This window comes from Streptomyces sp. SLBN-31, from assembly GCF_006715395.1.
Classification (GTDB): domain Bacteria; phylum Actinomycetota; class Actinomycetes; order Streptomycetales; family Streptomycetaceae; genus Streptomyces.
Genome location: NZ_VFNC01000002.1, coordinates 1,596,830 through 1,622,039 on the forward strand (window position 1 = coordinate 1,596,830; position 25,210 = coordinate 1,622,039).

25 protein-coding genes are annotated in these 25,210 nt (G+C 72.6%); 12 read left to right on the forward strand and 13 right to left on the reverse strand.

The window, feature by feature from the left end; translation table 11 throughout:
- Positions 1-3: 3 nt before the first annotated feature.
- Genes FBY22_RS27285 through FBY22_RS27305 form a run of 5 tightly spaced genes read left to right on the forward strand, consistent with a single transcriptional unit; the run spans position 4 to position 4,386 of the window.
- Positions 4-1,299, forward strand: a complete 1,296-nt coding sequence (locus tag FBY22_RS27285) for an MFS transporter (RefSeq protein WP_142150301.1) — start codon at positions 4-6, stop codon at positions 1,297-1,299.
- A complete protein-coding gene (locus FBY22_RS27290) occupies positions 1,296-2,129 on the forward strand; it encodes a putative hydro-lyase (protein ID WP_142150303.1) in 834 nt (277 codons plus the stop codon). Before FBY22_RS27285 ends, FBY22_RS27290 begins: the two co-directional genes overlap by 4 nt.
- Positions 2,130-2,147: 18 nt before the next feature.
- Positions 2,148-2,906 (forward strand): LamB/YcsF family protein, encoded by a 759-nt coding sequence (locus FBY22_RS27295; RefSeq protein ID WP_142150305.1) that lies wholly within the window; start codon positions 2,148-2,150, stop codon positions 2,904-2,906.
- Positions 2,903-3,520: an allophanate hydrolase subunit 1 gene (locus FBY22_RS27300; RefSeq protein ID WP_142150307.1), complete on the forward strand. Its 618-nt coding sequence runs from the start codon at positions 2,903-2,905 to the stop codon at positions 3,518-3,520. Before FBY22_RS27295 ends, FBY22_RS27300 begins: the two co-directional genes overlap by 4 nt.
- On the forward strand, positions 3,517-4,386 hold the full coding sequence (locus FBY22_RS27305) for a biotin-dependent carboxyltransferase family protein (protein ID WP_142150309.1): 870 nt from the start codon (positions 3,517-3,519) through the stop codon (positions 4,384-4,386). Before FBY22_RS27300 ends, FBY22_RS27305 begins: the two co-directional genes overlap by 4 nt.
- A 71-nt stretch (positions 4,387-4,457) precedes the next feature.
- On the opposite strand, the gene FBY22_RS27310 is transcribed toward FBY22_RS27305, so the two are convergent.
- The 5 genes from FBY22_RS27310 to FBY22_RS27335 form a co-directional block, all read right to left on the reverse strand.
- Positions 4,458-4,664 (reverse strand): GDSL-type esterase/lipase family protein, encoded by a 207-nt coding sequence (locus tag FBY22_RS27310; RefSeq protein ID WP_399211906.1) that lies wholly within the window; start codon positions 4,662-4,664, stop codon positions 4,458-4,460.
- Complete coding sequence (locus tag FBY22_RS27315) at positions 4,661-5,818, reverse strand: glycosyltransferase (RefSeq protein WP_142150311.1); 1,158 nt, start codon at positions 5,816-5,818, stop codon at positions 4,661-4,663. Before FBY22_RS27315 ends, FBY22_RS27310 begins: the two co-directional genes overlap by 4 nt.
- Positions 5,815-6,957 (reverse strand): glycosyltransferase family 1 protein, encoded by a 1,143-nt coding sequence (locus tag FBY22_RS27320; protein ID WP_142150313.1) that lies wholly within the window; start codon positions 6,955-6,957, stop codon positions 5,815-5,817. Before FBY22_RS27320 ends, FBY22_RS27315 begins: the two co-directional genes overlap by 4 nt.
- A gap of 242 nt (positions 6,958-7,199) precedes the next feature.
- Positions 7,200-8,618, reverse strand: coding sequence for a HEAT repeat domain-containing protein (locus FBY22_RS27325; RefSeq protein ID WP_142150315.1), 1,419 nt, complete (start codon positions 8,616-8,618; stop codon positions 7,200-7,202).
- Positions 8,619-8,919: 301 nt separating this feature from the next.
- Positions 8,920-9,312, reverse strand: a complete 393-nt coding sequence (locus FBY22_RS27335; protein ID WP_142150319.1) for an ankyrin repeat domain-containing protein — start codon at positions 9,310-9,312, stop codon at positions 8,920-8,922.
- 260 nt (positions 9,313-9,572) lie between these two features.
- Here FBY22_RS27335 and FBY22_RS27340 point away from each other — a divergent pair, with 260 nt between their 5' ends.
- On the forward strand, positions 9,573-9,767 hold the full coding sequence (locus FBY22_RS27340; protein WP_016434155.1) for a hypothetical protein: 195 nt from the start codon (positions 9,573-9,575) through the stop codon (positions 9,765-9,767).
- A gap of 40 nt (positions 9,768-9,807) precedes the next feature.
- The gene (locus FBY22_RS27345) at positions 9,808-11,427 is read left to right on the forward strand and encodes an ABC transporter ATP-binding protein (protein WP_142150322.1); all 1,620 of its coding nucleotides are present in this window, start codon (positions 9,808-9,810) and stop codon (positions 11,425-11,427) included.
- A 37-nt stretch (positions 11,428-11,464) separates the two neighbouring features.
- Here FBY22_RS27345 and FBY22_RS27350 read toward each other — a convergent pair whose 3' ends face one another.
- The gene (locus FBY22_RS27350; RefSeq protein WP_142150324.1) at positions 11,465-12,973 is read right to left on the reverse strand and encodes a PLP-dependent aminotransferase family protein; all 1,509 of its coding nucleotides are present in this window, start codon (positions 12,971-12,973) and stop codon (positions 11,465-11,467) included.
- A gap of 129 nt (positions 12,974-13,102) precedes the next feature.
- On the opposite strand from FBY22_RS27350, the gene FBY22_RS27355 reads away from it, so the two are divergent.
- The 4 genes from FBY22_RS27355 to FBY22_RS27370 all read left to right on the forward strand — a co-directional run bounded on the left by FBY22_RS27355 (position 13,103) and on the right by FBY22_RS27370 (position 16,523).
- Positions 13,103-13,726 (forward strand): YitT family protein, encoded by a 624-nt coding sequence (locus FBY22_RS27355; RefSeq protein WP_399212553.1) that lies wholly within the window; start codon positions 13,103-13,105, stop codon positions 13,724-13,726.
- A complete protein-coding gene (locus tag FBY22_RS27360; RefSeq protein ID WP_142150328.1) occupies positions 13,723-14,499 on the forward strand; it encodes a glycerophosphodiester phosphodiesterase in 777 nt (258 codons plus the stop codon). Before FBY22_RS27355 ends, FBY22_RS27360 begins: the two co-directional genes overlap by 4 nt.
- 56 nt (positions 14,500-14,555) lie before the next feature.
- Positions 14,556-15,893 carry an MFS transporter gene (locus tag FBY22_RS27365; protein WP_260845179.1) on the forward strand — a complete coding sequence of 446 codons (1,338 nt, stop codon included), beginning with the start codon at positions 14,556-14,558 and terminating at the stop codon, positions 15,891-15,893.
- 255 nt (positions 15,894-16,148) lie between these two features.
- A complete protein-coding gene (locus tag FBY22_RS27370; protein ID WP_010046329.1) occupies positions 16,149-16,523 on the forward strand; it encodes an RNA polymerase-binding protein RbpA in 375 nt (124 codons plus the stop codon).
- A 109-nt stretch (positions 16,524-16,632) separates the two neighbouring features.
- Here FBY22_RS27370 and fxsA read toward each other — a convergent pair whose 3' ends face one another.
- The 4 genes from fxsA to FBY22_RS27390 all read right to left on the reverse strand — a co-directional run bounded on the left by fxsA (position 16,633) and on the right by FBY22_RS27390 (position 20,689).
- Complete coding sequence (gene fxsA, locus FBY22_RS27375) at positions 16,633-17,193, reverse strand: FxsA family membrane protein (protein ID WP_142150330.1); 561 nt, start codon at positions 17,191-17,193, stop codon at positions 16,633-16,635.
- Between the two features lie 79 nt (positions 17,194-17,272).
- Positions 17,273-18,067, reverse strand: coding sequence for a polyprenol monophosphomannose synthase (locus FBY22_RS27380; RefSeq protein ID WP_142150332.1), 795 nt, complete (start codon positions 18,065-18,067; stop codon positions 17,273-17,275).
- A gap of 534 nt (positions 18,068-18,601) precedes the next feature.
- Positions 18,602-20,200: an amidohydrolase gene (locus FBY22_RS27385; protein WP_142150334.1), complete on the reverse strand. Its 1,599-nt coding sequence runs from the start codon at positions 20,198-20,200 to the stop codon at positions 18,602-18,604.
- A gap of 48 nt (positions 20,201-20,248) precedes the next feature.
- Positions 20,249-20,689 carry an Lrp/AsnC family transcriptional regulator gene (locus FBY22_RS27390; RefSeq protein WP_030677853.1) on the reverse strand — a complete coding sequence of 147 codons (441 nt, stop codon included), beginning with the start codon at positions 20,687-20,689 and terminating at the stop codon, positions 20,249-20,251.
- A gap of 235 nt (positions 20,690-20,924) precedes the next feature.
- Between FBY22_RS27390 and FBY22_RS27395 the strand changes: the two genes are divergently transcribed.
- A complete protein-coding gene (locus tag FBY22_RS27395; protein ID WP_142150336.1) occupies positions 20,925-21,359 on the forward strand; it encodes a hypothetical protein in 435 nt (144 codons plus the stop codon).
- 6 nt (positions 21,360-21,365) lie between these two features.
- Here the strand turns inward: FBY22_RS27395 and FBY22_RS27400 are convergent, their stop codons facing one another.
- The 3 genes from FBY22_RS27400 to FBY22_RS27415 all read right to left on the reverse strand — a co-directional run bounded on the left by FBY22_RS27400 (position 21,366) and on the right by FBY22_RS27415 (position 25,136).
- Positions 21,366-22,463, reverse strand: coding sequence for a phosphotransferase family protein (locus tag FBY22_RS27400; RefSeq protein WP_142150338.1), 1,098 nt, complete (start codon positions 22,461-22,463; stop codon positions 21,366-21,368).
- A gap of 12 nt (positions 22,464-22,475) precedes the next feature.
- Entirely contained in the window at positions 22,476-23,576 is a 1,101-nt protein-coding gene (locus tag FBY22_RS27405) for a hypothetical protein (protein ID WP_142150340.1), read from the reverse strand.
- A gap of 351 nt (positions 23,577-23,927) precedes the next feature.
- The gene (locus FBY22_RS27415) at positions 23,928-25,136 is read right to left on the reverse strand and encodes an acyl-CoA dehydrogenase family protein (protein WP_142150342.1); all 1,209 of its coding nucleotides are present in this window, start codon (positions 25,134-25,136) and stop codon (positions 23,928-23,930) included.
- Between the last annotated feature and the right edge of the window lie 74 nt (positions 25,137-25,210).

Sequence of the window (25,210 nt, forward strand, 5' to 3'; positions counted from 1 at the left end):
CCCATGAGCACGACCCCTCCACCGCAGGCCCTGACCACCGACGCGCAGGTCGGCGAACACCCCGACCACGACGGCGCGTTGGGCTGGCTGCGCGCCCTCGGTCCGCGCGGCCGGCGCGCCTTCGCCGGCGCTTTCGGCGGCTATGCCCTGGATTCGTACGACTACTTCACCCTGCCGCTGAGCATGGTCGCCCTGTCCGCGTACTTCGGCCTCAACAGCGGCCAGACCGGCCTCTTCACCACCGTCACGCTCGTGGTCTCCGCGGTCGGCGGCGCCCTCGCGGGGGTGGTGGCGGACCGGGTGGGCCGGGTCAAGGCGCTGATGATCACGGTCATCACGTACGCGGTCTTCACCGTGGCCTGCGGCTTCGCGCCCAACTACGAGACACTGCTGGTCTTCCGGGCGCTCCAGGGCCTCGGCTTCGGCGGCGAGTGGGCGGTCGGCGCGATCCTCGTCGCCGAGTACGCGAGCGCCAGGCACCGCGGACGCACCCTGGGCGCGATCCAGAGCTCCTGGGCCGTGGGCTGGGCGCTGGCCGTGATCATGTACACGGTCGTGTTCTCGTACGCGGGTGACGACCTGGCCTGGCGGATCATGTTCTGGACGGGCGCCCTGCCCGCGCTGCTGGTGATCTGGATGCGGCGCCGGGTGCACGACGCCCCGGAGGCGGTCGCCGTACGCGAGAAGGCCACCGAAAAGGGCTCGTTCACCGCGATCTTCAAGCCGGGTCTGCTGCGCACCACCGTCTTCGCCGGTCTGCTGTCCACCGGCGTCCAGGGCGGCTACTACACGCTCGCCACCTGGGTGCCGACGTACCTGAAGACCGACCGCGACCTGTCGGTGGTCGGCACCGGCGGCTATCTGACCTTCCTGATCTCCGGCGCCTTCCTCGGCTATCTGACCGGCGGCTACCTCACCGACCGGCTCGGCCGCCGGCGCAACATCTGGCTGTTCGCCCTGCTGTCCGCGGTCTGCATCCTGGCGTACGCCAACATCCCGCAGGGCGCCAACACCCTGCTCCTGGTGCTGGGTTTCCCGCTCGGATTCTGCATGTCGGCCATCTTCAGCGGCTTCGGTTCCTATCTGAGCGAGCTGTACCCGACGGCCGTGCGGGGCACCGGCCAGGGCTTCACGTACAACACCGGGCGTGCCGTCGGCGCGGTCTTCCCCACGGCGGTCGGCTTCCTTGCCGACAGCTGGGGCGTGGGCGGCGCCCTGGTGTTCGGTGCGATCGGCTACGGCATCGCGGCACTGGCCCTCCTCGGGCTGCCGGAGACGCGCGGGAAGGAACTGGCGTGAACCGCACCGAGGACGCGGTCGCCGACCGCCCCCTGACCCTGGTCGACGAGCACGCGCACGCGTGGAGCCCGAAAACCGCCCGCGCCCGCTTCCGCGACGGCCTCTCCGGCCCGACCGCCGGGGTCGCGGCGGGCCACACCCAGGTCAACCTGATCTCGGTGCCCGCCGACTGGGCGTACGACATGCTGCTGTTCTGCCAGCGCAACCCCAAGCCGTGCCCGGTGCTCGACGTGACGGACGCCGGTTCCTGGACCACCGTCCTCGCCGACGGCGCGGACCTGCGCACCGATCTGCCGCGCTACCGGGTCTGGCGGGACGGCGAGTTGGTCGAAGAGCCCACGGACGTGCGCGCCCACTGGCGCGAGGATCTGGTGTCGTTCCTGATCGGCTGCAGTTTCACCTTCGAGTGGGCGCTGGCCGAGGCGGGCGTGCCGATCCGGCACGTCGAGCAGGGCCGCAACGTGCCGATGTACGTGACCGACCGTCAGTGCCGCCCGGCGGGGCGGCTGCACGGCCCCATGGTGGTGTCCATGCGGCCGGTGCCGCCGCAGCACCTGTCCGCGGCGATCCGGGAGAGCAGTCTGCTCCCGGCGGTGCACGGCAGTCCCGTGCACTGCGGCGATCCCTCGGGGCTCGGCATCGGCGACCTCGGCCGGCCCGACTTCGGCGACGCGGTGGACGCGGCGCCGGACGACATCCCGGTGTTCTGGGCCTGCGGTGTGACCCCGCAGGCCGCGGTGATGGCCTCCCGCCCACCGTTCGCCATCACGCACGCACCGGGACAGATGTTCCTGACGGACGCCCGCGACGAGCAGTACCGCGTGGCCTGAGACGAGACACGAAGGACCATGACCTCGATCGATCTGAACGCCGACCTCGGCGAGGGATTCGGCCGCTGGCGGCTCACCGACGACGAGCGGCTGCTGTCCGTCGTCACCAGCGCCAACGTGGCCTGCGGCTTCCACGCCGGCGACGCGGCCACCATGCGGCGCGTGTGCGAGCTCGCGGCCGAGCGCGGCGTCCGGATCGGCGCCCAGGTGTCCTACCGGGACCTGGCCGGCTTCGGGCGGCGGGCGATGGACGTCCCGCCCGCCGAACTGGCGGCCGAAGTGGCCTACCAGATCGGCGCCCTGGAGGTCTTCGCCCGCGCGGCGGGCACGCGCGTGTCGTACGTCAAACCGCACGGCGCGCTCTACAACCGCGTGGTGCGCGACGAAGAGCAGGCCGGCGCGGTCGTCGACGGCGTCCGGCTCGCCGACGCCACGCTGCCCGTGCTGGGCCTGCCCGGCTCGCGGCTGCTGGAGTACGCCGAGAAGGCCGGACTCCCGGCCGTCACCGAGGCGTTCGCCGACCGCGCGTACACCGAGGAGGGCACGCTGGTGCCGCGCGCCCATGAAGGCGCCGTGGTGACCGACCCCGAGGCGGTGGTGGAGCGCTCGGTCGGCCTGGCCCGAGACGGCGTGGTCGACGCGCACTCCGGGGCGCGCGTCGAGGTACGCGCGCGCTCCCTGTGCCTGCACGGCGACACACCGGGCGCGGTCGAACTGGCCCGGCTGGTGCGGGAGCGGCTGCAGGCATCCGGCGTCCGCGTGGAGGCCTTCGCATGAGGGTGCTGCCCGTCGGCGAGCGCGCCGTCCTGGTCGAGGTGGCCTGCGGGGAGGAGGCGCAGGCGCTGCACGCCGAGTTGCTGCGCCGCCGCGCCGAGGGATCGCTGTCGGCCCGCGAGATCGTCCCCGCCGCCCGCACGGTCCTCCTGGACGGCGTGGACGATCCGGTCCGCCTCACCGCCGAACTGACGGCCGCCGAGGTTCCCCCCGCTCCCCCACGCGCGCGTGAGGCGGTCGAGATCCCGGTGCGCTACGACGGTCCCGACCTGGCGGACGTGGCCGCGCACTGGCACGTCGACACCCGCGAGGTGGCCCGCATCCACGCCGACACCGAGTTCAGCGTCGCCTTCTGCGGGTTCGCCCCCGGATTCGGCTACCTCACCGGCCTGCCACGGCACTACGACGTCCCGCGCCGGGCCACCCCGCGCACGGCCGTCCCGGCGGGCGCCGTGGCCCTGGCGGGCCCCTACACGGGCGTGTACCCGCGCTCGTCGCCCGGTGGCTGGCAGCTGATCGGCAGCACGGACACGGTCCTGTGGGACCACGCGCGCGTGCCGGCCGCGCTGCTGTCGCCCGGCACGCGCGTGCGGTTCGTCCCGGTGGGGCGCTCATGACGGACCGTGCGCTCGTCGTCGTACGCGCCGGGGCGCTGACCACCGTCCAGGACCAGGGCCGCCCGGGCCACGCCCACCTCGGGGTGCCGCGCTCCGGGGCACTCGACGGCCCGGCGGCGGCGCTCGTCAACCGTCTCGTCGGCAATCCGCCCGGCGCCGCAGTCCTGGAGACCACGGTCAACGGCTGCTCACTGCGGCCGCGTTCGGCGGTCACGGTGGCCGTCGGGGGCGCGCCCTGCCCGGTGACGGTGGAGGGCCGCCCGGTGGCCTGGGGCGCGCCCGTACGCGTCCCCGCCGGCGCCCTCCTCAACGTCGGCACCGTCGTGTCGGGTGTACGCAGCTACGTCGCCGTCTCCGGGGGCGTCGCCGTCGACCCGGTGCTGGGAAGCCGTTCCACGGACCTGCTGTCCGGTCTGGGGCCGCCGCCGCTCGCGGACGGCACCGTGCTGCCCCTGGGCACGCCTGAGGCCCTTCACGCGCGTGTGGACGCCGCGCCGCAGCCGGCGCCGCCGGTCGAGCTCGTCCTGAGGGTGACGCTCGGTCCGCGCGACGACTGGTTCACCCCGGCGGCACTGCGCGCCTTCACGTCCCTGGCGTACCGGGTCTCCCCGGCGAGCAACCGTATCGGCCTGCGCACGGAGGGCCCCACCCTGGAGCGAGCCCGTCATGGCGAACTCCCCAGCGAGGGCATGGTGCTGGGCGCGGTCCAAGTCCCTCCGGACGGCAGGCCGGTGGTCTTCCTGTCCGACCACCCGACCACCGGGGGCTACCCGGTGATCGGTGTCGTCCAGGCCGAGGACCTCCCGGCCGCCGCCCAGGCGTCACCGGGCACCCCGGTCCGCTTCGTAGGCACACGGCGGCACTGACGCCGTAAAAGGGGCGCGGGGAACCGCGCGACCAGCCCCCACGCACCCGCGGAGACCCACTGCCGAGCGCTTCACGCAACCGGCGAGACCGACCGGCGTCCGGACCTCCAGGGCCTCCCGGTCTGCGCCCCGCTGACGGCGAGGTTGGTCAACTCGACGTCCGCCTCGGCGAGTGCGCCGGCGAGCAGCGCGGCCCAGCCGCGCCACCCGTTCCCGGCCGGGTCGCCCACGCCCTCGGTCAGGGAGTCCCCGAGGGCGACGAAACGCGGGGCTCTCATGCCACGCCCCCGCGGGTGAAACGACGCGTCGGTACCGTCGCGTCGTGCACGGCGAGGAACGCGTCCACCGCGGTGTTCCACCCGAAGCACTCCGCACGCGCGCGTGCCGCCTCGCGCCGTTCCCCTTCGGGGAGTTCGAGCAGCGTGTCCACTGCCTCCGCGAAGGCCTCCCCGTGGTCCGCCGCGACGGCCCCCGCGGAGCCGATGACCTCCGGCAGCGCCGACGACGCGCTCACCACGACCGGGGTCGCGCAGGCCATCGCCTCCAGCGCGGCCAGGCCGAACGTCTCGGCGGGCCCGGGAGCCAGGCAGACGTCGGCCGAGGCCTGCAGTGCGCCGAGCCTCGCCCGGTCCGAGACGTGCCCGAGGAAGGTCACCGGCAACCGGCGCTCGCGCGCCCGCAGTTCGAGCCGAGACCGCAGCGGCCCGTCACCGGCGACGACCAGCACCGCCGGACGCCCGCGGCGGATCAGCGCTTCCAGGGCGTCCAGAGCCGTGCCTGGCCGTTTCTCCACGGACAGGCGTGTGCAGGTCACCAGCAGCGTCTCGGTCACGCGCGCGTACTGTGCGCGCAGCCCGGCGTCGCGCAGCGCGGGACGGCGTTCCACCAGGTCGACGCCCAGCGGTGCCCGTACGACGTTGCGTGCGCCGATCCGTACGAACTCCCGCTCGGCGAACTCGGTCGTGCACACCACGCGCGCATAGGTGTGCGCGGTACGGGTGTTGAGGGCGTCCGCGGCGCGCCGGGCGGCGTTCTCGGACAGGCCCCAGGTGCGCAGCACGCCGTCGGCGGTCTCGTGGGAGACCATCACGGCGGGCACCCGGTGCCGCCGGGCCCACTTGCCGGTCCACCTGAGTGTCGTCCGGTCGGAGACCTCCAGCCGGTCCGGCGCCAGGTCCTCCAGCAGGGCGGCGACCCGCCGCTTGTCGGTCAGCACGCGATAGCCGCCCGTACCGGGGAGCAGCGGCCCGGGCAGCGTGATGACGCGGCCCTGTTCGGTGTCGCGGTCGTCGGCGCGTGCGCCGGGGACGATGAGCACGGGCTCGTGTCCGGCCGCCCGGTAGCCCTTGCCGAGTTCGCGCAGGGCGGTGCGCAGTCCGCCGGAAGCGGGCGCGACGAAGTTGGCGAGCCGGACGATGCGCAGTGAGGTCATGCCGCCACCACCGTCTTCTTCCGGGCGGCGAGCACGTCCGCGTAGTGCCCGATCAATTGGTCGCCCACGGCCGCCCAGGTGCGTCCCCCGACCGTGGCGCGGGCGGTGGCCCCGAACACGAACCGCCGCTCGGGATCGGCGATCAGGGACCGCACCGCCTCGCGGACGGCATCCGCGTCGTGCGGCGGCACCAGCAGCCCGGTGCGTTCGTGGGCGACCAGGTCGAGTGGTCCGCCGACGGCGGGCGCGACGACCGGGACGCCGCTGGCCATGGCCTCCTGCACGGTCTGGCAGAAGGTCTCGAACGGGCCGGTGTGCGCGAAGACGTCCAGGGAGGCGTAGATCCGGGCGAGTTCGTCGCCGGTGCGGCGGCCGAGGAAGACGGCGCCCGGCAGCGCCTCGGTCAGGCTCGGCGCGCTCGGGCCGTCACCGACGACCACGACCCGCACGCCTTGGAGTCCGCACACTCCGGACAGGAGCTCGACGTGCTTCTCGGGGGCGAGCCGGCCGACGTAGCCGACGAGCAGCTCGCCGTTCGGGGCGAGTTCGCGGCGCAGGGCCGGATCGCGCAGGTCGGGACGGAACCGGGCGGTGTCGACGCCGCGCGGCCACAGCTTCACCCGGGGGACGTCGTGGGCCTCCAGGTCGCGCAGGGAGGCGCTGGAGGGAGCGAGGGTGAGGTCGGCGGCGGCGTGGACGGAGCGGATGCGCCGCCAGGCCGCGGCCTCGCCTGCGCCCATGTAGGTGCGGGCGTATCCGGCCAGGTCGGTCTGGTAGACGGCCACGGCGGGAATGCCGAGCCGGGCGGCGGCCATGCCGCGGACGCCGAGGACGAAGGGGCTGGCCAGGTGCACGATGTCGGCCCGGTGTTCGACGACGGCCGCGGCGAGGCGCCGGCTGGGCAGGGCGACACGGACCTGGGGATAGCGCGGGAGCGGGAGGGAGGGGACACGGACGACGAGGCACGGCGCCTGGACGTCGGGCCCGGTCCCGGCCCGGCCGAGCAGAGCGGTGCCGGCCGGGGCGACGACGAGCGGATGGTGACCGCGATCTACGAGGTGCCGGGCGGTCTGGAGCGCGCAGTGGGCCACGCCGTTCACATCGGGGGGAAAGGATTCGGTCACGATGACGACACGCATACCGGTGTTCTCGCCGTGCCGGACGTGGCCGCGTCAACGTGGATCTTTGCGAACGATGAACGTCCCGTGAGCGTTCCCTCGCGCACCCGAGCAGGTCGACCGCGTCCATGACCGCCTGACCCGCGGGCCATCCCTCGTTCACCCGGCGGCAGTGCCACCCTCCGGTGTCACGGTCCGACGCGGGCCTCCACAGAACCGGGACCGCTCGGTTTCCGCCGTCGGCGCACTTCCATCCGCGCGCCTCACACGGCGGGTCCCTCGGGCGCGATCCGGCTGCGTACCGCCGTCTGGACCTCGGCCTCCTCGGCCGGATCGGCGGCGAGGCGGCGGAGCTGTTCGACGACCCGGGCGTCGCCGGTCTCGGCGTGCCGGGCGGCGATCTCCCGGGTGGACTCCTCACAGTCCCAGAGGCATTCGACGGCGAAGCCCGCGGGGAAGGAGGGATCGGTGGCGGCGAGGGCCCGGGCGGCCCTGCCGCGCAGGTGGGAGGAGGCGGTCTCGCGATAGATGTGGCGCAGGACGGGGGCGGCGCAGGCGATGCCGAGCCGGCCGGTGCCGTCCACGAGCGTCCACAGCGTGGGGGCGTCGGGGCCCTCACCGCGCACCGCTTCCCGTAGTGCGCCGAGGACCAGGTCCTTGTCCTCGACTCCGCCGCGGCAGGCAAGCATACGGCCGGCGGCGGCGCCGAGCGGGTCGGGGCGGCGGGCCCAGCCGCGTGCCCGGTCGACGGCGGCGATGCTCCGCATCCGTTCGAAGGCGTCCACGGCGGCCTCCACGACGACCGGTGAGCCCGTGGCCACAGCGCCCTCGATCAGATCGAGGGCGTCGGGATCGTTGCCGTCGGCGAGGTAGCGCAGGGCGGTGCAGCGCGCTCCGTCGAAGCCGTCCTCGGCGGCCCGGACGATCTCCGCCCGGTCCTCGGGACCGGCGACGGCGACCAGACAGCGGGCGGCGGGCACGTGCAGGGCCGCGCCCCGCTCGAAGCCCTGCTGGGCCCACTCGAAGACAGCCTGCACGCTCCACCCCGGGCGGGGCCCGGTCGGTCGCATCTGCCGTTGCCAACGGTCGAAGCAGCCGGCCTCGTGGGCGGCACGCACACGCGTGGCGATCGATTCGCGGGGATCCTCGGCCCACAGCCGCCAGGGCCGGGGCTCGAAGGCGTCCCGCACGGCGGCGGCCAGCTCGGCCTCGCCCTCGGCGTCCGTGGCGAAGCGGGCGAGGACGGGCGCGGCCAGGGACCGCAGGCCGGCGTCGTCGTCCCGCAGGGCCAGCTCGTCCAGGGCCCAGGCCCAGTTGGAGCCGGAGGCGGCGTATCTGCGCAGCAGCTGGAGCGCGTCCCGCCGGCCGTAGGAGGCGAGATGGCCGAGGACCGCGAGGGCCAGGCCCGTGCGTGACTCCTCGGTGTCGAAGGCGTCCTCGACGTCGAAGAGGTGGGCTTCGATCTCGTCCAGCTCGCCGTGCAGGTCGAGGTAGAGACGGGCGTAGTAGAGGGAGCGGTTCTCCAGCTGCCAGTCGTGGCGTGGGTCGCGCAGTACACAGTGGTTGAGCGCCGCGAGCGCTTCGGCGCGCGGGGCGGTGAGCGCGTGCAGTGTTCCGTCGCCGCGGCCCCGCTGAAGCAGGCCGAGCAGCGTACCGCTGGGCGCTATGACCGGTTCGAACATGGGAAACAGCCTCACATCAAGCGTCGACGCAACCGGGGGTCCTGCTTCACCTGGCCGCGTGACAACACGTCGGGGCGCCCGCCGTTTCCTGCTTGCTGTAGACCATTTTCCTCTGCCTCTCGTCGGTGGCCCATGCGGACCGCATCACGGCCCGCGCGGTGCGGCATCACCTGCCCAGCCATCGCGTCCGTGAAGCATGACGTCATGATGACTCGGCAGTTCGACCTGCCGCGACCGAAATTTCGGCGGCCCTGTACCGCCTCCCCCGTTTTCTGTGTTTTCGCTGGTCAAAACATACGGATCAGTGTGCGCCGAACAATTCGAGCAGTTCTGTCCGACCGAACATCCGAGCGGTGTCCACGGCCGACGGCGTGCCCACGGAGGGGTCGGCGCCACCCTCCAGGAGCACCTTGATGACATCCGTCTCACCCTTGAAGACGGCCCCGGCGAGCGGGGTCTGCCCCCGGTCGTTGATCTCGTCGGCGGCGGCGCCCCTGGCGAGCAGTTCGCGCACCGCGTCCGCATGCCCGTGATAGGCGGCGAGCATGAGCAACGAGTCGCCCCGGTCGTTGGTGAGGTTGGCCGGAACGCCCGCGTCGACGTACGCCACGAGTGCCTCGGTCGGACCCTGACGGGCCAGATCGAAGATCTTGGTCGCCAGCTCCACGACCTCGGGGTCGGGGGCTTCAGTCATCGGCCGGACCGCCTCTCATACAACCGATCAGGTGAATCGCAAGGGTACTGGCTCGCGCCGCACATGACCCGATCTGCCGGAGGTAAAGATCACCACAGACCCGGTCGGACGCAAACGGCCTGCTCAACGGGGGCAGCAGGGCTCAGCCATCCGAGGGAAATCCATCGAAATTCACCCAGTTGCACCTTTTATCGTATGGATACATCCTGTGATCCTGGAAGTACTCATGGTGACTGTCCCCGTGAACCAGGAGAACTCAAATGATCTTGTCCATCTCAGGCGTGGTCCTGCTCGGCATCATCGTCTTCCTCTTCTTCCGCAAGGACGGCCTCAAGGCCTCGCACGCGCTGGTCTCGGCTCTCTTCGGCTTCTACCTGGCCAGTACGGCGATCGCCCCGAGCATCAAGGCGGGCGGCGAGAGCCTGGCCAGCCTCCTCGGCGGCATCAAGTTCTGACGCCGTTCCTCCGTCCCGTACGCACCCCGAGGAGACAGCAGTGGCTCGGCGCCCCCTCCCCCGCATCCTGAGCACAGGCAGCGCGCAGATCGCCCGGAGCCGGGAGCTGGCCCGGACGGCGGCCGACAGCGCCACCGACGTACTTCATCCGCTGATCACGATCACGCGCGGTCTGCGCCGGCTGGCGGCGGCCGGCCGGCGCAGATGGGCCGAGACACCGAAGGACAAGCGCGGTCCGCTGCTGTTCCTCGCGGCGTCGGTGGTCCTGGTCGTGGCGCTCGTGCCGTACGGGCCGCTGCTCGCCGCCGTCGTCGTGATGTCGGCGGCGGCCTGGCAGGGCCGCGACCGCAAGCCGCCGGAGCCCGACGGCCCCGACGACTCGCAGACTCAGCGCCTCAAGTCCCTGTACGAGGCTCTGGTTCCGTACTTCTCGACCCCGGAGGACCCCGACCCCCTCTACGCCCACGGCGGCGAGTGGGAGAAGGCGTTCCCGGCGTACGAGTTCGACCAGACCGGCCGCACCACCGAGCTGGTGATCCGCTACCCCGCCTACTTCCCGGACGGCGAGGCCGAGGCCCGCGCGCGGATCGAGCAGCTGCTGCACGCCAAGTCGGGCCGCGGCCGCGAGTACCACTTCGCCTGGGACGAGGAGGGCAACCAGCTGACCGTCACGGTCCTGTCCCCGCTGCCCACCGACATCGCCGCCCAGCGTTTCGTGACGGCACCGGGCGAGACGGTCCTCGGCTTCACCGACCCCACCCAGGTCCAGCGCACGCTCCCGCTCGGCTACGGCGAGGAACAGCGCGACGTCCCGCCGGTCGTCTGGCGCACCGGCATCCGCTCCACCGAGCCGCACCTGCTGGTCATGGGCCAGCCGGGCAGCGGCACCTCGACCCTGCTGCGCTCCATCGCCCTGCAGGCCCTGCAGTACGGCGACGTCGTGATCGTCGAGGGCGGCGGCACCGGCGAGTACGCGTGCCTGACCGGCCGGGACGGCGTCCTCGCCGTCGAGTGCGGTCTCTCCGGGGCGACCGCCAGCCTGGAGTGGGCGGCCACCGAGACGGAACGCCGGCTCATCGCCGCCAACCGCGCCCGTCAGGCCGGCCACCCGCCGCCGGAGGACACCAAGCGCCCCCTGTGGCTCCTGCTGGACCGCCCCACCGCCTTCTCCCACCTCGCCGCGGCCGACGGCCGCAAGGACCCGCAGGCCCTGCTCCAGGTCCCCCTCCGGCACGGCCGCGCGGCCAACGTCACGGTGGTCGTGGCCGACCAGTTCGACAGCGCTGACGCGCTGAGCGACGCGGTACGGCAGCACACGCGCGCGCGTGTCGTGCTCGGACCCGCCACCGCCGAGCAGCTGCGGGCGGTACTGGGAGCGCCGCCGAACACGACACCGGTGGCGCAGGTGCCGCCCGGCCGGGGGTACGCGCGCCTGGGCGCCGGACCCGTGCACCGTCTGCAGGTGCCGTCGACACCGGACCCCTACGACGACGCGACGAGCGACACGGACCGGCAGGCGGTGCTCGCGCTGCTGCCCCCGCGGACGACGCCGGCCGACGGGGAGACCGTCGAGACCGGGCAGGTCGGGGCGGAGCCGTTGCCCGTGGAGGCCGTCGAGGCCGTGGAGGCTGTGGAAGCCGTGGTGGCCGAGAGCTCGTGAGCCCGCGTGGGCATCGGGTGCTGTGGGGAGGCGCGCCTCACGCCACGAACGTACGCGGCGTCTCCCCGCCGCCCGATGCCCCCGACTCCACCAGCTTCGCCGCCGCCGCGAGCCGCACGGCCGCCTCGTCGGCCACCGCGCCCCCCACGGTGAACGGCAGCCGCACATACCCCTCGAAGGCGCCGTCGACCCCGAACCGGGGTCCCGAGGGCACCCGTACCCCGACCCGCTCCCCCGCCTCCGCGAGCCGCGAGCCGGACAGGCCGCCCGTGCGCACCCACAGGGTCAGTCCACCCCGGGGCACCTCGAACTCCCAGTCCGGCAGCTCCCGCCGTACCGCGGCGACCAGCGCGTCCCGGTTCTCCCGGGCCTGCCCGCGCCGCACCTCCACGGCCTGCTCCCAGCCGCCCGTGTTGAAGAGCCAGTTCACGGCGAGCTGTTCCAGTACCGGCGTGCCCAGGTCGGCGTAGGCGCGCGCGGCGACCAGGCTGCGGATCACGTCCGGCGCCGCCCGCACCCAGCCGATGCGCATCCCCGCCCAGAACGCCTTGCTGGCCGATCCGACGGTGATGACGCTGGACCCGGCGGGATCGAAGGCGCAGACGGGCCGCGGCATCGTGTCCTCGTCGAGGCCGTCGTCCAGCCACAGCTCGCTCATCGTCTCGTCCGCAATGAGCACCGTCCCCGCCGACCGGGCCGCCTCCACGAGTTGCCGCCGCTGGTCCTCGCCGGCGAGCGCGCCGGTCGGGTTGTGGAAGTCGGCGACGATGTAGGCGATCCGCGGGGCGGCGTCCCGCAGGACCTGGCGCCAGCGGTCCAGGTCCCAGCCGGTCAGCCCCTCGGCCATCGCGACCGGCACCAGGCGCGCGCCCGCCTCCCGCATCAGCTGCAGGATGTTGGCGTACGACGGCGACTCGACGGCGATGCGCTCGCCGCGCCCGGCGAATAGGTGGCAGATGGCGTCGATCGCACCCATGGCACCGGTGGTCACCATGACCTGCTCGGGCATGGTCGGGATCCCGCGCGCCGTGTAGCGCTCGGCGATCATCGAGCGCAGCGCGGGAAGCCCGGCCGGGTAGTCGCCGTGCGTGTGAGCGTACGGGGGCAGTTCCTCCAGGGCTCCCTGGACGGCCCGGGTGAGCCACGGTTCGGGGGCGGGCAGCGCCGCGCAGCCGAGGTCGATCATGGATCCCAGGGCCTCGGGCGGAAGCGGCTCGAGACCGCGGGCGGGGAGCGGGTTCCCGGCCGGTACGGCCGTCCAGCTGCCGGCTCCGCGCCGGGACTCCAGGAAACCCTCGGTGCGCAGCGCCTCGTAGGCGGCCGCGACCGTGGTGCGGCTGACGGACAGGGCGAGGGCCAGCTCGCGCTCGGCGGGCAGCCGGGCGGCGACCGGGACACGCCCCTCCAGGACCAGCAGGCGGATGCCGTCGGCGAGCGCCCGGTAGGCGGGTGGACGGCGCGTGCCCGGGCCGGCCGGGCGGTCCTGCTGGGACCTCAGAAGCCGAGCGAGCTGCGCGGCACCCATCGCCGAGGTCCACTGTCCCATGGAAATCAGTCCACCTTCCCCGGATTGGCCATGGATGAGGTTTCCACTCACCCTCCAGGGTGGCATGCACCAGGCCACCACGACCACAGGGGGTATCCCTTGGCCACCAGGGACCGTTTCGGGCGACGGTTGATCCAGCTCTACGTCGGGCTCACGCTGTACGGCACGAGCTCCGCGCTCCTCGTCCGATCGGGCCTGGGACTCGAACCGTGGGGCGTGCTGCACCAGGGGCTCGCCCGGCTGACCGGCCTCACCATCGGCGTCGTGTCGATCATCGTGGGCGCGGCGGTCCTGCTGCTGTGGATACCGCTCCGCCAGCGCCCGGGGCTGGGCACCGTCTCCAACGTGTTCCTGATCGGCATCGCGATGGACGGCACGCTCGCTCTCTTCCCCGACGTCCGCTCCCTGGCCGTACGCCTCCCCCTTCTCGTGGCCGGCATCGTGCTCAACGGCGTGGCCACCGGGCTGTACATCTCCGCCCGCTTCGGTCCGGGTCCGCGCGACGGCCTGATGACGGGACTGCACCGCCGTACCGGCCGCTCGATCAGGCTGATGCGGACGGCGATCGAAGTGGCGGTCGTGGCGACGGGGTTCGTGCTCGGCGGCACGGTCGGCATCGGCACGCTGCTGTACGCGCTGTCGATCGGCCCGCTCGCCCAGTTGTTCCTGCGGGTGTTCGACGTCCCGTCGGCATCCGGTGGCAGCACGGTCGTTGCCGGCGGGCAACCGCAGGGAGCGATACTGCGACGGTGACCCCTGCGATACGCCACCCCTACCTCGACCATCCCGGTCCGATCGCCTTCGCTCACCGGGGCGGTGCCGCGGACGGCCTGGAGAACACCCTGCTGCAGTTCCGGCGGGCGGTGGCGGCGGGCTACCGGTACATCGAGACCGACGTCCACACCACGGCGGACGGCAGGCTGGTCGCCTTCCACGACTCGACGCTGGACCGGGTCTCGGACGGCGGGGGGCGGATCGCCGACCTGCCGTGGGCGGAGGTGAGCCGGGCGCGCGTGGCGGGCAAGGAGTCGATCCCGCTGTTCGAGGAGTTGCTGGAGACCCTCCCCGAGGTGCGCTGGAACGTCGATCTCAAGGCGGAGTCCTCGCTGCTGCCCTTCCTGGAACTCGTCGAACGCACGAACGCCTGGGACCGGATCTGCGTGGGCTCGTTCTCCGAGGCGCGCGTGGTCCGCGCCCAGCGCCTGGCCGGCCCGCGCCTGGCGACGTCGTACGGCACCCGGGGCGTGCTCAACCTGCGGCTGCGCTCCTGGGGCGTGCCCGCGGCCCTGCGCCGCTCGGCGGTCGCCGCCCAGGTGCCCGAGGCGCAGTCCGGCATCCAGGTCGTCGACCACCGCTTCGTACGCGCCGCCCACGCGCGCGGACTGCAGGTGCACGTGTGGACCATCAACGAGGCCGAGCGCATGCACCGTCTCCTGGACCTGGGAGTCGATGGCATCATGACCGATCACATCGACACGTTGCGCAAGGTCATGGAGGACCGCGGCGTCTGGGTCCCCCACCCCTGACACCCGCACCCCGCCCCCCCCTCGCGCGGGACATCCACCGGAAAAGCGAGGCGCGGGTGAGCACCACCGACACCGTGCGGACGGCCACCACCGACCTGCGGCGCGAGCAGCGCGGCTGGTACTTCTACGACTGGGCCTGCTCCGTCTACTCGACGAGCGTGCTCACGGTGTTCCTGGGCCCCTACCTGACCTCCGTCGCGAAGTCGGCGGCGGACGCGGACGGGTTCGTGCACCCGCTGGGCGTCCCGGTGCGGGCCGGGTCGTTCTTCGCGTACTGCGTCTCGGCGTCCGTGATCGTGTCGATCGTGGTGATGCCCCTGGTGGGCGCCGCGGCCGACCGCACGGGCCGCAAGAAGCCGCTGCTGGCCGCCTGCGCCTACCTGGGCGCGACGGCCACGACGGGCCTGTTCTTCCTCTCGGGCGACCGGTACCTGCTGGGCGGCCTGCTGCTGATCGTGGCCAACTCCTCGGTGGCCGTCTCGATGGTCGTCTACAACTCCTACCTGCCGCAGATCGCCCCGCCCGAGGACCGCGACCGGGTCTCCTCGCGCGGCTGGGCCTTCGGGTACGCGGCCGGCTCGTCGATGCTGATCGTGAACCTGGTGCTGTTCACGGCCCACGACTCCTTCGGCGTCTCCGAGTCGATGGCGGTCCGCATCTGTCTGGCGTCGGCGGGACTGTGGTGGGCTGCCTTCACCCTCGTACCGCTGAAGCGACTGCACGACCGCCGTACGGCGTCGGCCGCGCCGGCGGTACACGGATGGCGGCAGCTGGCGTCGACCGTCCGGGACATGCGGGGCAAACCCCTCACCCTGGCCTTCCTGCTCGCCTACCTCATCTACAACGACGGCATCCAGACGGTGATCTCGCAGGCCTCGGTGTACGGCTCCGAGGAGCTGGGGCTGAGCCAGTCCACGCTGATCACGGCCGTGTTGATGGTCCAGGTACTGGCGGTGGCGGGGGCGCTGGGCATGGGGCGGCTGGCGCGGACGTACGGGGCCAAGCGGACGGTCCTCGGTTCGCTGGTGGCGTGGACGGTGACGCTGGCGGCCGGGTACTTTCTGCCGGCCGGGGCGCCGGTGTGGTTCTTCGTGCTCGCCGCCGGTATCGGGCTCGTGCTCGGCGGCAGCCAGGCTCTGTCCCGCTCCCTCTTCTCCCATCTCGTGCCGCCCGGCAAGGAGGCCGAGTACTTCTCCGCGTACGAGATGAGCGACCGGGGTATGAGCTGGCTCGGTCCGCTTCTGTTCGGCATCACCTACCAGCTCACCGGGAGCTACCGGGACGCGATCATCTCGCTGGTGGCGTTCTTCGTCATCGGGTTCGCGCTGCTCGCGCGGGTTCCGGTACGGCGGGCGATCCACGACGCGGGCAACCCGGTTCCCGAGATGATTTAGCGCTCACGGGGAAAGGGCTGTAGTGTACGCGTTTGGCCTGCCAGGCGTACCGTTACTGCGCGTCAAAGATGCCGAAACGCTGGGTGACATCTGCTAGCAGATGTGACAAACCGGGCGCTGGTGGGTACAACAAGGGGCGGCTACGACGGCGACGCATTGCCCGGAACGGGAATCTTTACCGCCGACCGGACGTTGACCGGATGACGACGACAGCGACACCTGTCCTGTGGGCGACAAGCCCGGGAGGCACGATTCATGAGTGAGCGAGCTCTTCGCGGCACGCGCCTCGTGGTGACCAGCTACGAGACGGACCGCGGCATCGACCTGGCCCCGCGCCAGGCCGTGGAGTACGCATGCGAGAAGGGGCACCGGTTCGAGATGCCCTTCTCGGTCGAGGCGGAGATCCCGCCGGAGTGGGAGTGCAAGGTCTGCGGAGCCCAGGCACTCCTCGTTGACGGCGACGGCCCGGAAGAGAAGAAGGCCAAGCCCGCGCGTACCCATTGGGACATGCTGATGGAGCGACGCACCCGAGAGGAACTCGAAGAGGTCCTCGAGGAGCGTCTGGCGGTTCTGCGTTCGGGCGCGATGAACATCGCGATCCATCCGCGGGACAGCCGCAAGTCGGCCTAGTCCCTGCCGGGGTCGGGCAGACACCAACACACGCAACAGACGGCGGGCGCCTACGTGGATTCACGTAGGCGCCCGCCGTCGTGTGCCCGGATCCCGGTCGGGCCCGCCGTCACCGCGTCAGCGGCGGGCGCGGCTCCTGCGGGGCGTCACCGGGCCGCTCGTCGTCGCGGACGACCTCGCCCTGGACGACCTTGCCGTCGGGGCGGTGGATGCGGGCCTGCTGGAAGGCGTCGCCGAAGCCGCCCGGGACGGCCTCGCGCAGCTTGCGGTCGACGGTGCGTTCGGTGAAGCGGCTCACCGCCTTCTGGACCGGCGGGATCAGCAGGAGCAGACCCATCGCGTCGGAGATCAGGCCGGGGATCATCAGCAGCAGGCCGCCGAGCATCATCAGGCCGTTGCCCTCGCCGCTCTGCGGGGTCCCTCCCCGCTGCAGCGCCTCGTTGAGGTTCCGGAAGGCGCGACGGCCGGCCTTCTTGATCACCGCTGCGCCGAGCACGAACCCGGCGACGATCAGCAGGAAGACCACGAACCCGCTGGTCGCGCCCGCGACCATGGACAGCAGCCAGATCTCCAGCACCAGCCAGGCCGCCACGCCCAACGGCAGCAACGTCCGCAGCCGGGAGCGCCGGGGCCGGGCGGGGTACGTGGGGATGGGAGCGCCAGTCGTCATACGTCCAGTGTGCCTGGCGGCGGCTCAGGACGGGATAAACGGGTGATCGGCGGGACCCCCGCGGCCCCGCGCGGCCGGGTCAGGCCTTCTTGCCGCGGCCCAGCACCTTGTCGACCCGCTCCGTGGCGCCCCACGCGGTGACCCTGAACAGGGCCTCCACGAGGATGTCGCGGCTCATCTTGGAGTCGCCGAGTTCGCGCTCGACGAAGGTGATGGGGACCTCGACGACGTGGTAGCCGGCCTTGACCGCGCGCCGGGCGAGGTCCACCTGGAAGCAGTAGCCCTGGGAGGCGACCTCGTCGAGGCCGAGGCCTTCGAGGGTCTCGCGGCGGAAGGCGCGGTAGCCGCCGGTGATGTCCCTGAGCGGCAGGTCAAGGGCGAGACGGGAGTACAGGCTGCCGCCGCGGGAGATGAACTCCCGGCTCTTGGGCCAGTTCACCACCCGGCCGCCGGGGACCCAGCGGGAGCCGAGCACCAGGTCGGCGCTCTTCAGGGCGGTCAGCAGCCGGGGCAGCTCCTCGGGCTGGTGGGAGCCGTCGGCGTCCATCTCCACCAGGACGCCGTAGCCGTTCTCCAGGCCCCAGCGGAAGCCCGCGAGGTAGGCGGCGCCCAGGCCCTCCTTGCCCTTGCGGTGCATGACCTGGACGTGGTCGTCCTCGGCGGCCAGTTCGTCGGCGAGCTTGCCCGTGCCGTCGGGGCTGTTGTCGTCGGCCACGAGGACGTGCGCCTCGGGGACGGCCGCACGGACCCGGCCGACGATCTTCTTGATGTTCTCCGCCTCGTTGTAGGTCGGAATGATCACCAAGGCCGTGCCGAGCGGGCCGAACTTTTTCCCCCGGTCCGATGCCGCGAGGGTCTCGTCGCCGTCGTTCACTGCTGCCCCTTCATGTCCGTACGCAGACGTCCACCATAGTGGCCGCGGCCTGCGATGACGTGACAAGGACGTTCGTATGGTGGTGTCGATTCCGCAAGAGCGGGGTAAGAGCAGCCCTTTTACCGGTTTGGCTGCGGATGGGGGCCCGGCGCCCTTCGGGCCGACCTGGGGCCCGCTGGCTGCGGGTCGACCGAAAGCCGTTGTCTACTGAGCGTCCGGGCCCCACCCGGGTCGCACCTCCCCGACCGGCCGGAACGTCCCTCGCAGCGGCGCGGGCGCTGAGCCTGGCTCCCAGTGGCGGTGCCCCGGTACGGCACACCGTCCCTGACCCAGCGGCGCCGCGGGCGAGTGCCCGGAGGTTCCCCGGTAGGGCGTCCGGTGGTGGACTCGGCCGAACCTACCGGCCCCCCGCCTCCGCCTGTCAACAGCCGTTCGACCTGCGGCTCTTCAGGCAAATGCCTGGTCAGCGGGGTGGAGGCGCAGGTCGCACCAGCGGCGTGCGGACCACGGTCGGCGGTGCGCCACCCCGGGAGATCACTCGCCCGGCCGTACGAACACCGTGCGGCCGCCCACCACCGTGCGCAGGCAGACGGGCAGGTCACGGCCCGGGCTGAGGTCGGGCAGGCCGGGAGTGCCGGAGCGGGGGTCGGTGGACCAGCGGGCGACGCGGTCGTCGGGCGCCTGGACCACGAGTTCGTCGGTACGCCAGACGGCGTAGTCGGCGGGTGCCCCGGGCACCAGGACACCGGCGTCGTCGCGGCCGGTCGCCCGCCAGCCGCCGCGGGTGTGGGCGGTGAAGGCGGCCCGCACGGAGACGCGGTGCTCCGGCGTGCGGTGGAAGGCGGCGGCGCGGACCGTGCCCCAGGGGGCGAGGGGCGTGACGGGGCTGTCGGAGCCGAAGGCGAGCGGGACGCCGGCGCGCAGCAGGGCGGCGAAGGGGTTGAGGGTCCGGGCCCGCTCCACGCCGAGGCGCTGGGCGTACATGCCCTCCTCGCCGCCCCACAGCGCGTCGAAGGCGGGCTGCACGGAGGCGGTGAGGCCCAGTTCGGCGAAGGCCGCGACGGTCAGCGGCGTGAGCATCTCGGCGTGCTCGACGCGGTGGCGGGCGGCGCGGACGCGCGCGAGGCCGACCTTCTCGGCGGCGGCGCGGACGCCCTCGACGACGGCGGTCACGGCGGCGTCGCCGATGGCGTGGAAGCCAGCCTGGAGGCCGGCCTCGGTGCAGGCGACGACATGGGCGGCGACGGCGTCCGCGTCCAGGTAGGCGGTGCCGGTGTGGTCGGCGTCGGTGTACGGCAGGTGCAGGCAGGCGGTGTGCGAGCCGAGGGCGCCGTCGACGAACAGGTCCCCCGCGGCGCCCGTCGCACCGAGTTCACGCGCCTTCTCGACGTCCTGTTCGGCCCAGTAGCCGATGACACGGGGCCCCGTCTCCTCGGACGCGAGCCGCAGCAGGCTCGTGAAGTCGTCCTCGGAGGAGATCTCCGGTCCAGCGCACTCGTGCACCGACCCGATTCCGAGGGACGCGGCCTGCGCGAGGGCGGCGCGCTGTGCCTCGGTCCGCTGGGCCGGGGTCACGGCCGCGAACGCGGCGGAGCGCACGGCGTGGTGGGCGTCGGCGGTGAGCGGACCGTCCCCCGCGCCCCGTCCGGCCATGTCGAGCAGGGCCGAGGTCACGACCGCCGAGTGGACGTCGATCCGGCTGAGGTACAGGGGACGGCCGCCCGTGGCCGCGTCCAGTTCGGCGCCGGTCGGCGGACGGCCGCCGGGCCAGCGGGCGGCGTCCCAGCCGTGCCCGAGCAGGACGCGATCGCCGGGCCGAGCTGCGGCGAAGTCCCGTACGAGGGCGAGGGCGGCGTCCAGGTTGGGGGCGCCGGACAGGTCGAGGCCGGTGAGGGAGAGGCCGGTGGAGGTGGTGTGCACATGGGCGTCGGTGAACGCCGGGGTCACGAGCGCGCCGTCCAGGTCGACGACCTCGTCGACGCCGTCCGCGAAGGCGTCGGCGGCGCCCTCGGAGCCGACCCAGGCGACCTGTCCGGCCTCCACGACCATCGCGGTCGCGAAGGGGTCGGCGGGGCTGTGCACCTCGCCTCGGCGCAGCAGGACGGTCTTCGGCCGGTCGGTGCGTTCACTCATGACCGACAGTTTCTCGTGCCGCGGTGCCGCCGTCGTACGCGGGTCGGCTCAGATGCGCGGGGGCCGTGCCTCGTAGGGCGTCGACAGCACCACCGTGGTCCGGGTGGAGACCCCGGCCAGGGACCGCAGCCGGGCCAGCAGCTCCTCCAGCTCGTGGGGTGTGGCCACGCGCACCTTGAGGATGTAGTTCTCGTCGCCGGCGACGCTGTGGCACGCCTCGATCTCGGGCACTCCGGCCAGCCGCTCGGCGATGTCGTCCGGTGCGCTGGGGTCAAAGGGCTTGACCGAGATGAACGCGGTCATGGGCAGCCCGACCGCCTCGGGGTCTACGACCGCGGCATAGCCGCGGATGACGCCCCGCTGTTCCAGCCGTCGCACCCGCTGGTGCACGGCCGACGTGGACAGGCCCGTGGCCTTGCCCAGGTCGGTGTAGCTCATCCGCCCGTCCTTGACGAGCAGCTGAACGATCTGTCGGTCGAGCTCCTCCATGGCGCAAGAACCTACAGTGCGCCTGATCTCCTCGGATACCTCAGCACCCCAGGTCATGCCCGGTTCGTGATGTGGAAGTCCGCCATGGGCATCTGCGAGCGGCATGTGACGAACGCCACACCCCCCGACGCGTCTCCGTGATGCTCTCGTGATTACCGCCGAGACCGGGCGGGAAGTGCTTGCTGTGGTCGAGGCCGCAGCGCCTTCACGGCCCCAGCCCGAGGGGGAGTTATCCATGCAGAGTCTTAAGCGCCCTGGTCGCACCGCGCCCAAGCGGCTCCAGCCGGTGGTCGAGCCCGAGCCGGAGGGCGTCGAACCCGACGAGTTCGACGACGAGTTCGACGCGTACGACACCTTCGAGATGTACCGGGTGATCTGCCCGGACTGCGCCCAGCCCATCGCCCTGCTGGCCGACGAGGAGGTGCTGCCGGAGCACGCGCTGTGCGCCTCGCCGTGGAATCCGTTCGGCCTCACCGTCTGCACCGGTACCGGCCGCCAGGCCTCCGAGGCGCGCTCGGCCGACGAGTCGGCCAAGCCCCAGGAGCAGGACACGGCGCTGCTGTTGACGCTCCCTCAGGGGCTCGACTGGCGGACGCAGCCCTTCTCGCACGTCGGCGGCCCGGGCTCGCGCCCGATGAGCGTGCCGGTGATGCGCCGTCAGGCCGCCTGAGCCCGCTCAGTCCCAGTAGCTGCCCTGCACCATGGCGCGCAGACTGCCGTGGTGCAGGATCAGGGTGTCCGGGTCCGCCGGGACGACGGCCTCGCCGAAGTGCACCTGCCGGTGGGCGACGCGCAGCATGACGATCGCGTGCCGGAGCGCGGCGTACAGGGTGTAGAAGTCCATGTCGCGCGGTGTGTGGCCGGTGAGTTCGGCGTAGCGGGCCTCGACGCGGTCGCGGCGCAGGAAGTCCCGCAGGCCTCGCCGGCCGAAGGCGACCGTCAGGTCCTGGAAGAAGCGGTGCAGGTAGACGGTCCAGCCGAGGTCGACCTCGCGCGGGGCCAGGGCCGCCATCTCCCAATCCAGGACGGCGACGGGGTCGAACCCGTCGTAGACGACGTTTCCGATGCGTGCGTCGCCCCAGTTGAGGACCGGTGTGCCCGGATCGTCGGGCCAGGTCTCCGCCAGTCGGTCGAAGGCCGCCTCGATGAGGGGTGAGCGGGGCCGTCCGTCGACGACCCAGTCGTAGTAGGCACGTTGGGCCTCGACGTGCCGGCGCAGCGCGTCGCCCTCTCCGGGAAGCTGGAGGAACTCGGCCTGATCCACCGGAACTTGGTCGTGCAGTCGCGCCAGCAGTCCGATCGAGGCGGCCTCCAGGCGCTCGCGTTCGGCGTCGCTCGCCGCGTGCAGCCAGTTGCCCTCGTAGGTGTACGGCATGACGTCCGGCGGCACGCGTCCCGCCACCCGCTCCATGACGAAGAACGGCGCGCCGAGCGGTGCGGGGTCCTCCTCCAGCCACAGCACCTTCGGCACGGGCAGGTCGGTGTGCTGTGCGACCAGGCGCATGGTGCGGTACTGGCGCGGCATGTCGTACACCGGGAAGACGGTGTACGCCGCCGGATCGGCCGCCAGTCTCAACGCGCAGGCACGCAGCGGAGGTTCGGGGTGCTCGATGTCGAAGAGCAGGGTCTCGCTGGACATGCCGTTGGACTCGGGGACACCGACGCCGGTCGCCTTCGCGCCGGGCAGGCGGATGCCGAGCCAGGCGGTGAGGCGACGGGCGATGTCCTCGGGGTCGCGGGTGGTGGTGCGGGGGCGGGGTGTCGTGGGTGCCATGTCACATACCGCCTAGGGTGCGACCGACGTGAAGTCCGTGAAGCCGCTCGGGTCGTGCCGCCCGAACGAGCCGTGCTCGAGGATGCCGTGTCCGATCCGACCGTCGAGGCGGAAGCGCGCGGCGTGGTCGGTGACCCCGTAGGCGGCGAGTGGGTGGGCCGCCGTCAGGTCGTACGCGCGCCGGTCGGTCCAGCCCCTGCCCCGCCAGGTGCCGTGCTGCCAGTCGTCGGCGGGCGGGTGGCCGGCGCCGACGGCGAGCGGGGAGGAGGTGAGGATCTCCACCTCCAGCTCCTGGGGTTTGCGGGGGTCGCCGAGGTGGACGACGGCGCGCTCGGGGTGGCGGGTGCCGGACCGGTAGGTGATCTCGGGCCGGGGCCAGCCCAGTTGACGGTCCCGGTGGCCGGGGCGGACGAGAGTGGCGTCGTTGAGGGTGCGGTAGCCGTCGGCGTCCTCCTGGACGATCACCATCAGGAACCGGTCCTCGAAGCGCACCGGGCACCACAGCCAGTGGAAGCCCTCGGTGGGGTGCTCCTCGGCGAACCGGCCGCCTTCCTCACCCGGCAGGGGCCGTACGCCCCAGCTGCGGTCGCGGGTGCCCGTCCAGCCCCCGGCCGTGACCTCGAACTCCCCTCCGGCGGACCGGATCACGCCCTCCACGCTCCCCGCCTGCACGAAGCGGCGCCCTTCCAGGGTGAGCCGGTCGCCGCGGCGCTGGAGGTGGTGGGGTTCCCACAGGGCGGGGAAGTCGGCGGTCCAGACGAGGTCGTACGACAGCGACCCGTCGTCGCAGCGCAGTCTGATCCTGCGCAGCGGCTCCTCCACCTCGATGCGCAGCGGGCCCACCGTGAGCCGCATGCGGTCATCGCCGAGCGCGTCCGACGCCCGGACGGCGTGCAGGGTGTCGCCCGTGCGCAGGGTCGCGTAGGCGTCGATCACCCCGACGTTCGGGTACGCGCCGAGTCCGGTGATCAGCAGCGCCCGCCCCTCGTGGTCGAGGACGTGGAAGATGCACCGGTCGTAGGCGTTTCGGTCGCCGGTCGCGACGTGTTTCATCGACAGGGCGACCTGGTGCACGGGGTACTCGTCGAGCGGTACGGGACGGTCGTCGGCCATGCCCCACCTCCCCGGAGACGGCTTGGCTGACGGTACGTCAGGTGGCGTCCGCCCACCAGAGCCGCGGGCCGGACATCCGCGAACTCACGGTCGATTCCGCGGACGGGTGACCTGTCCCCTTGCCCGTCCGTTGCCCTGGTATGACCTCAACCTACGCAGCGACCGAGCGGCGACGCCGGGTGTTCGTGCCCACGCCCACAGGAACGGTTCCCCGCACCCCAGCACCGCTCCAGGACCCGCCCATCTACCGTGAGCTGCTGCGCGCCTGGGCCGACCGGGGCCGCACCCTGCCAGGGCGCCACGACCCGGAGTGGGCCAGGCTCGCGGCGCCGCAGGTCAGAACCGGCGAGTTCAGCGGGTCTCCGGGCCCGCAAGGTGACGGGCGATGACCATCCGCTGGATCTGGTTGGTGCCTTCGACGATCTGCAGCACCTTGGCCTCGCGCATGTAGCGCTCGGCCGGGAAGTCGGCGGTGTAGCCGTAGCCGCCGAGGATCTGCACGGCGTCCGTGGTCACCTTCATCGCGGTGTCGGTGCAGTGCAGCTTGGCCATCGCCGCCTGCTTGGCGAACGGCCGTCCGGCGTCGCGCAGCCGCGCCGCCGTCAGATACAGCGCCCGGCCCGCCTCGATCTGCGTGGCCATGTCGGCGATCATGAAGCGCAGGCCCTGGAAGTCGGCGATCGGCCGCCCGAACTGGCGCCGGTCGGTGGCGTACGCGACCGCCTCGTCGAGAGCCGCCTGGGCCAGGCCGATCGCGCAGGCCGCGATGCCGAGCCGGCCGGCGTCGAGCGAGGACAGAGCGATCGCGAAGCCCTGGCCCTCCTCGCCGATCCGCCGCTCGTCCGGCACCCGCACGCCGTCGAAGTGGACCTGGGCGGTCGGTGAGCCCTTCATGCCCATCTTCTTCTCGGGCGCGGCGCCACTGAGGCCCTCGGCGTCACCGGGGACCAGGAACACGCTGATCCCACGCGCGCCCTCCTCGCCGGTGCGGGCCATGACGGTGTAGAAGTCGGCCACCCCGCCGTGCGTGATCCAGGCCTTGGTGCCGCTGATCACCCAGTCTCCCCCACTCTCGGCTCCGCTCGAGCGGGAGGGGCCCCCATCGTCCCGCACCGCCTTCGTGCGCAGGGAGGCCGCGTCGGAGCCGGAGGACGGCTCGGAGAGGCAGTACGCCCCGAGCAGCCCCCCGCCGAGCATGGCGGGCAGGTGCTCGATCTGCTGTTGCTTGGAGCCGTAGGCGGCGAGCGCGTAGCAGGCCAGGGTGTGGACGCTGACCCCGAGGCCCACGGTGAGACGGGCCGCGGCGAGCTCCTCGAGCACCTGGAGGTAGACCTCGTAGGGCTGGTCGCCCCCGCCGTACTCGGAGTCGTACGGCAGTCCGAGCAGTCCCGACTTGGACAGCAGGGTGAAGACCTCGCGCGGGAAGTGCCCCGCGTCCTCCTCCTCGGCCGCCTTCGGAGCGATCTCCCGCTGGGCGATGTCGCGGACGAGCGAGATCAGATCCCGGGCCTCGTCCGTGGGCAGTTCACGGTCCACCGGCTGCACGGCGCGATCGGGCATGGCGACGCTCTCCTCCCTCTTTAGGGCACATCGGCGGACGTGCGCCTTGGGTGGGGGCGGCCGCCGGGTCTTCC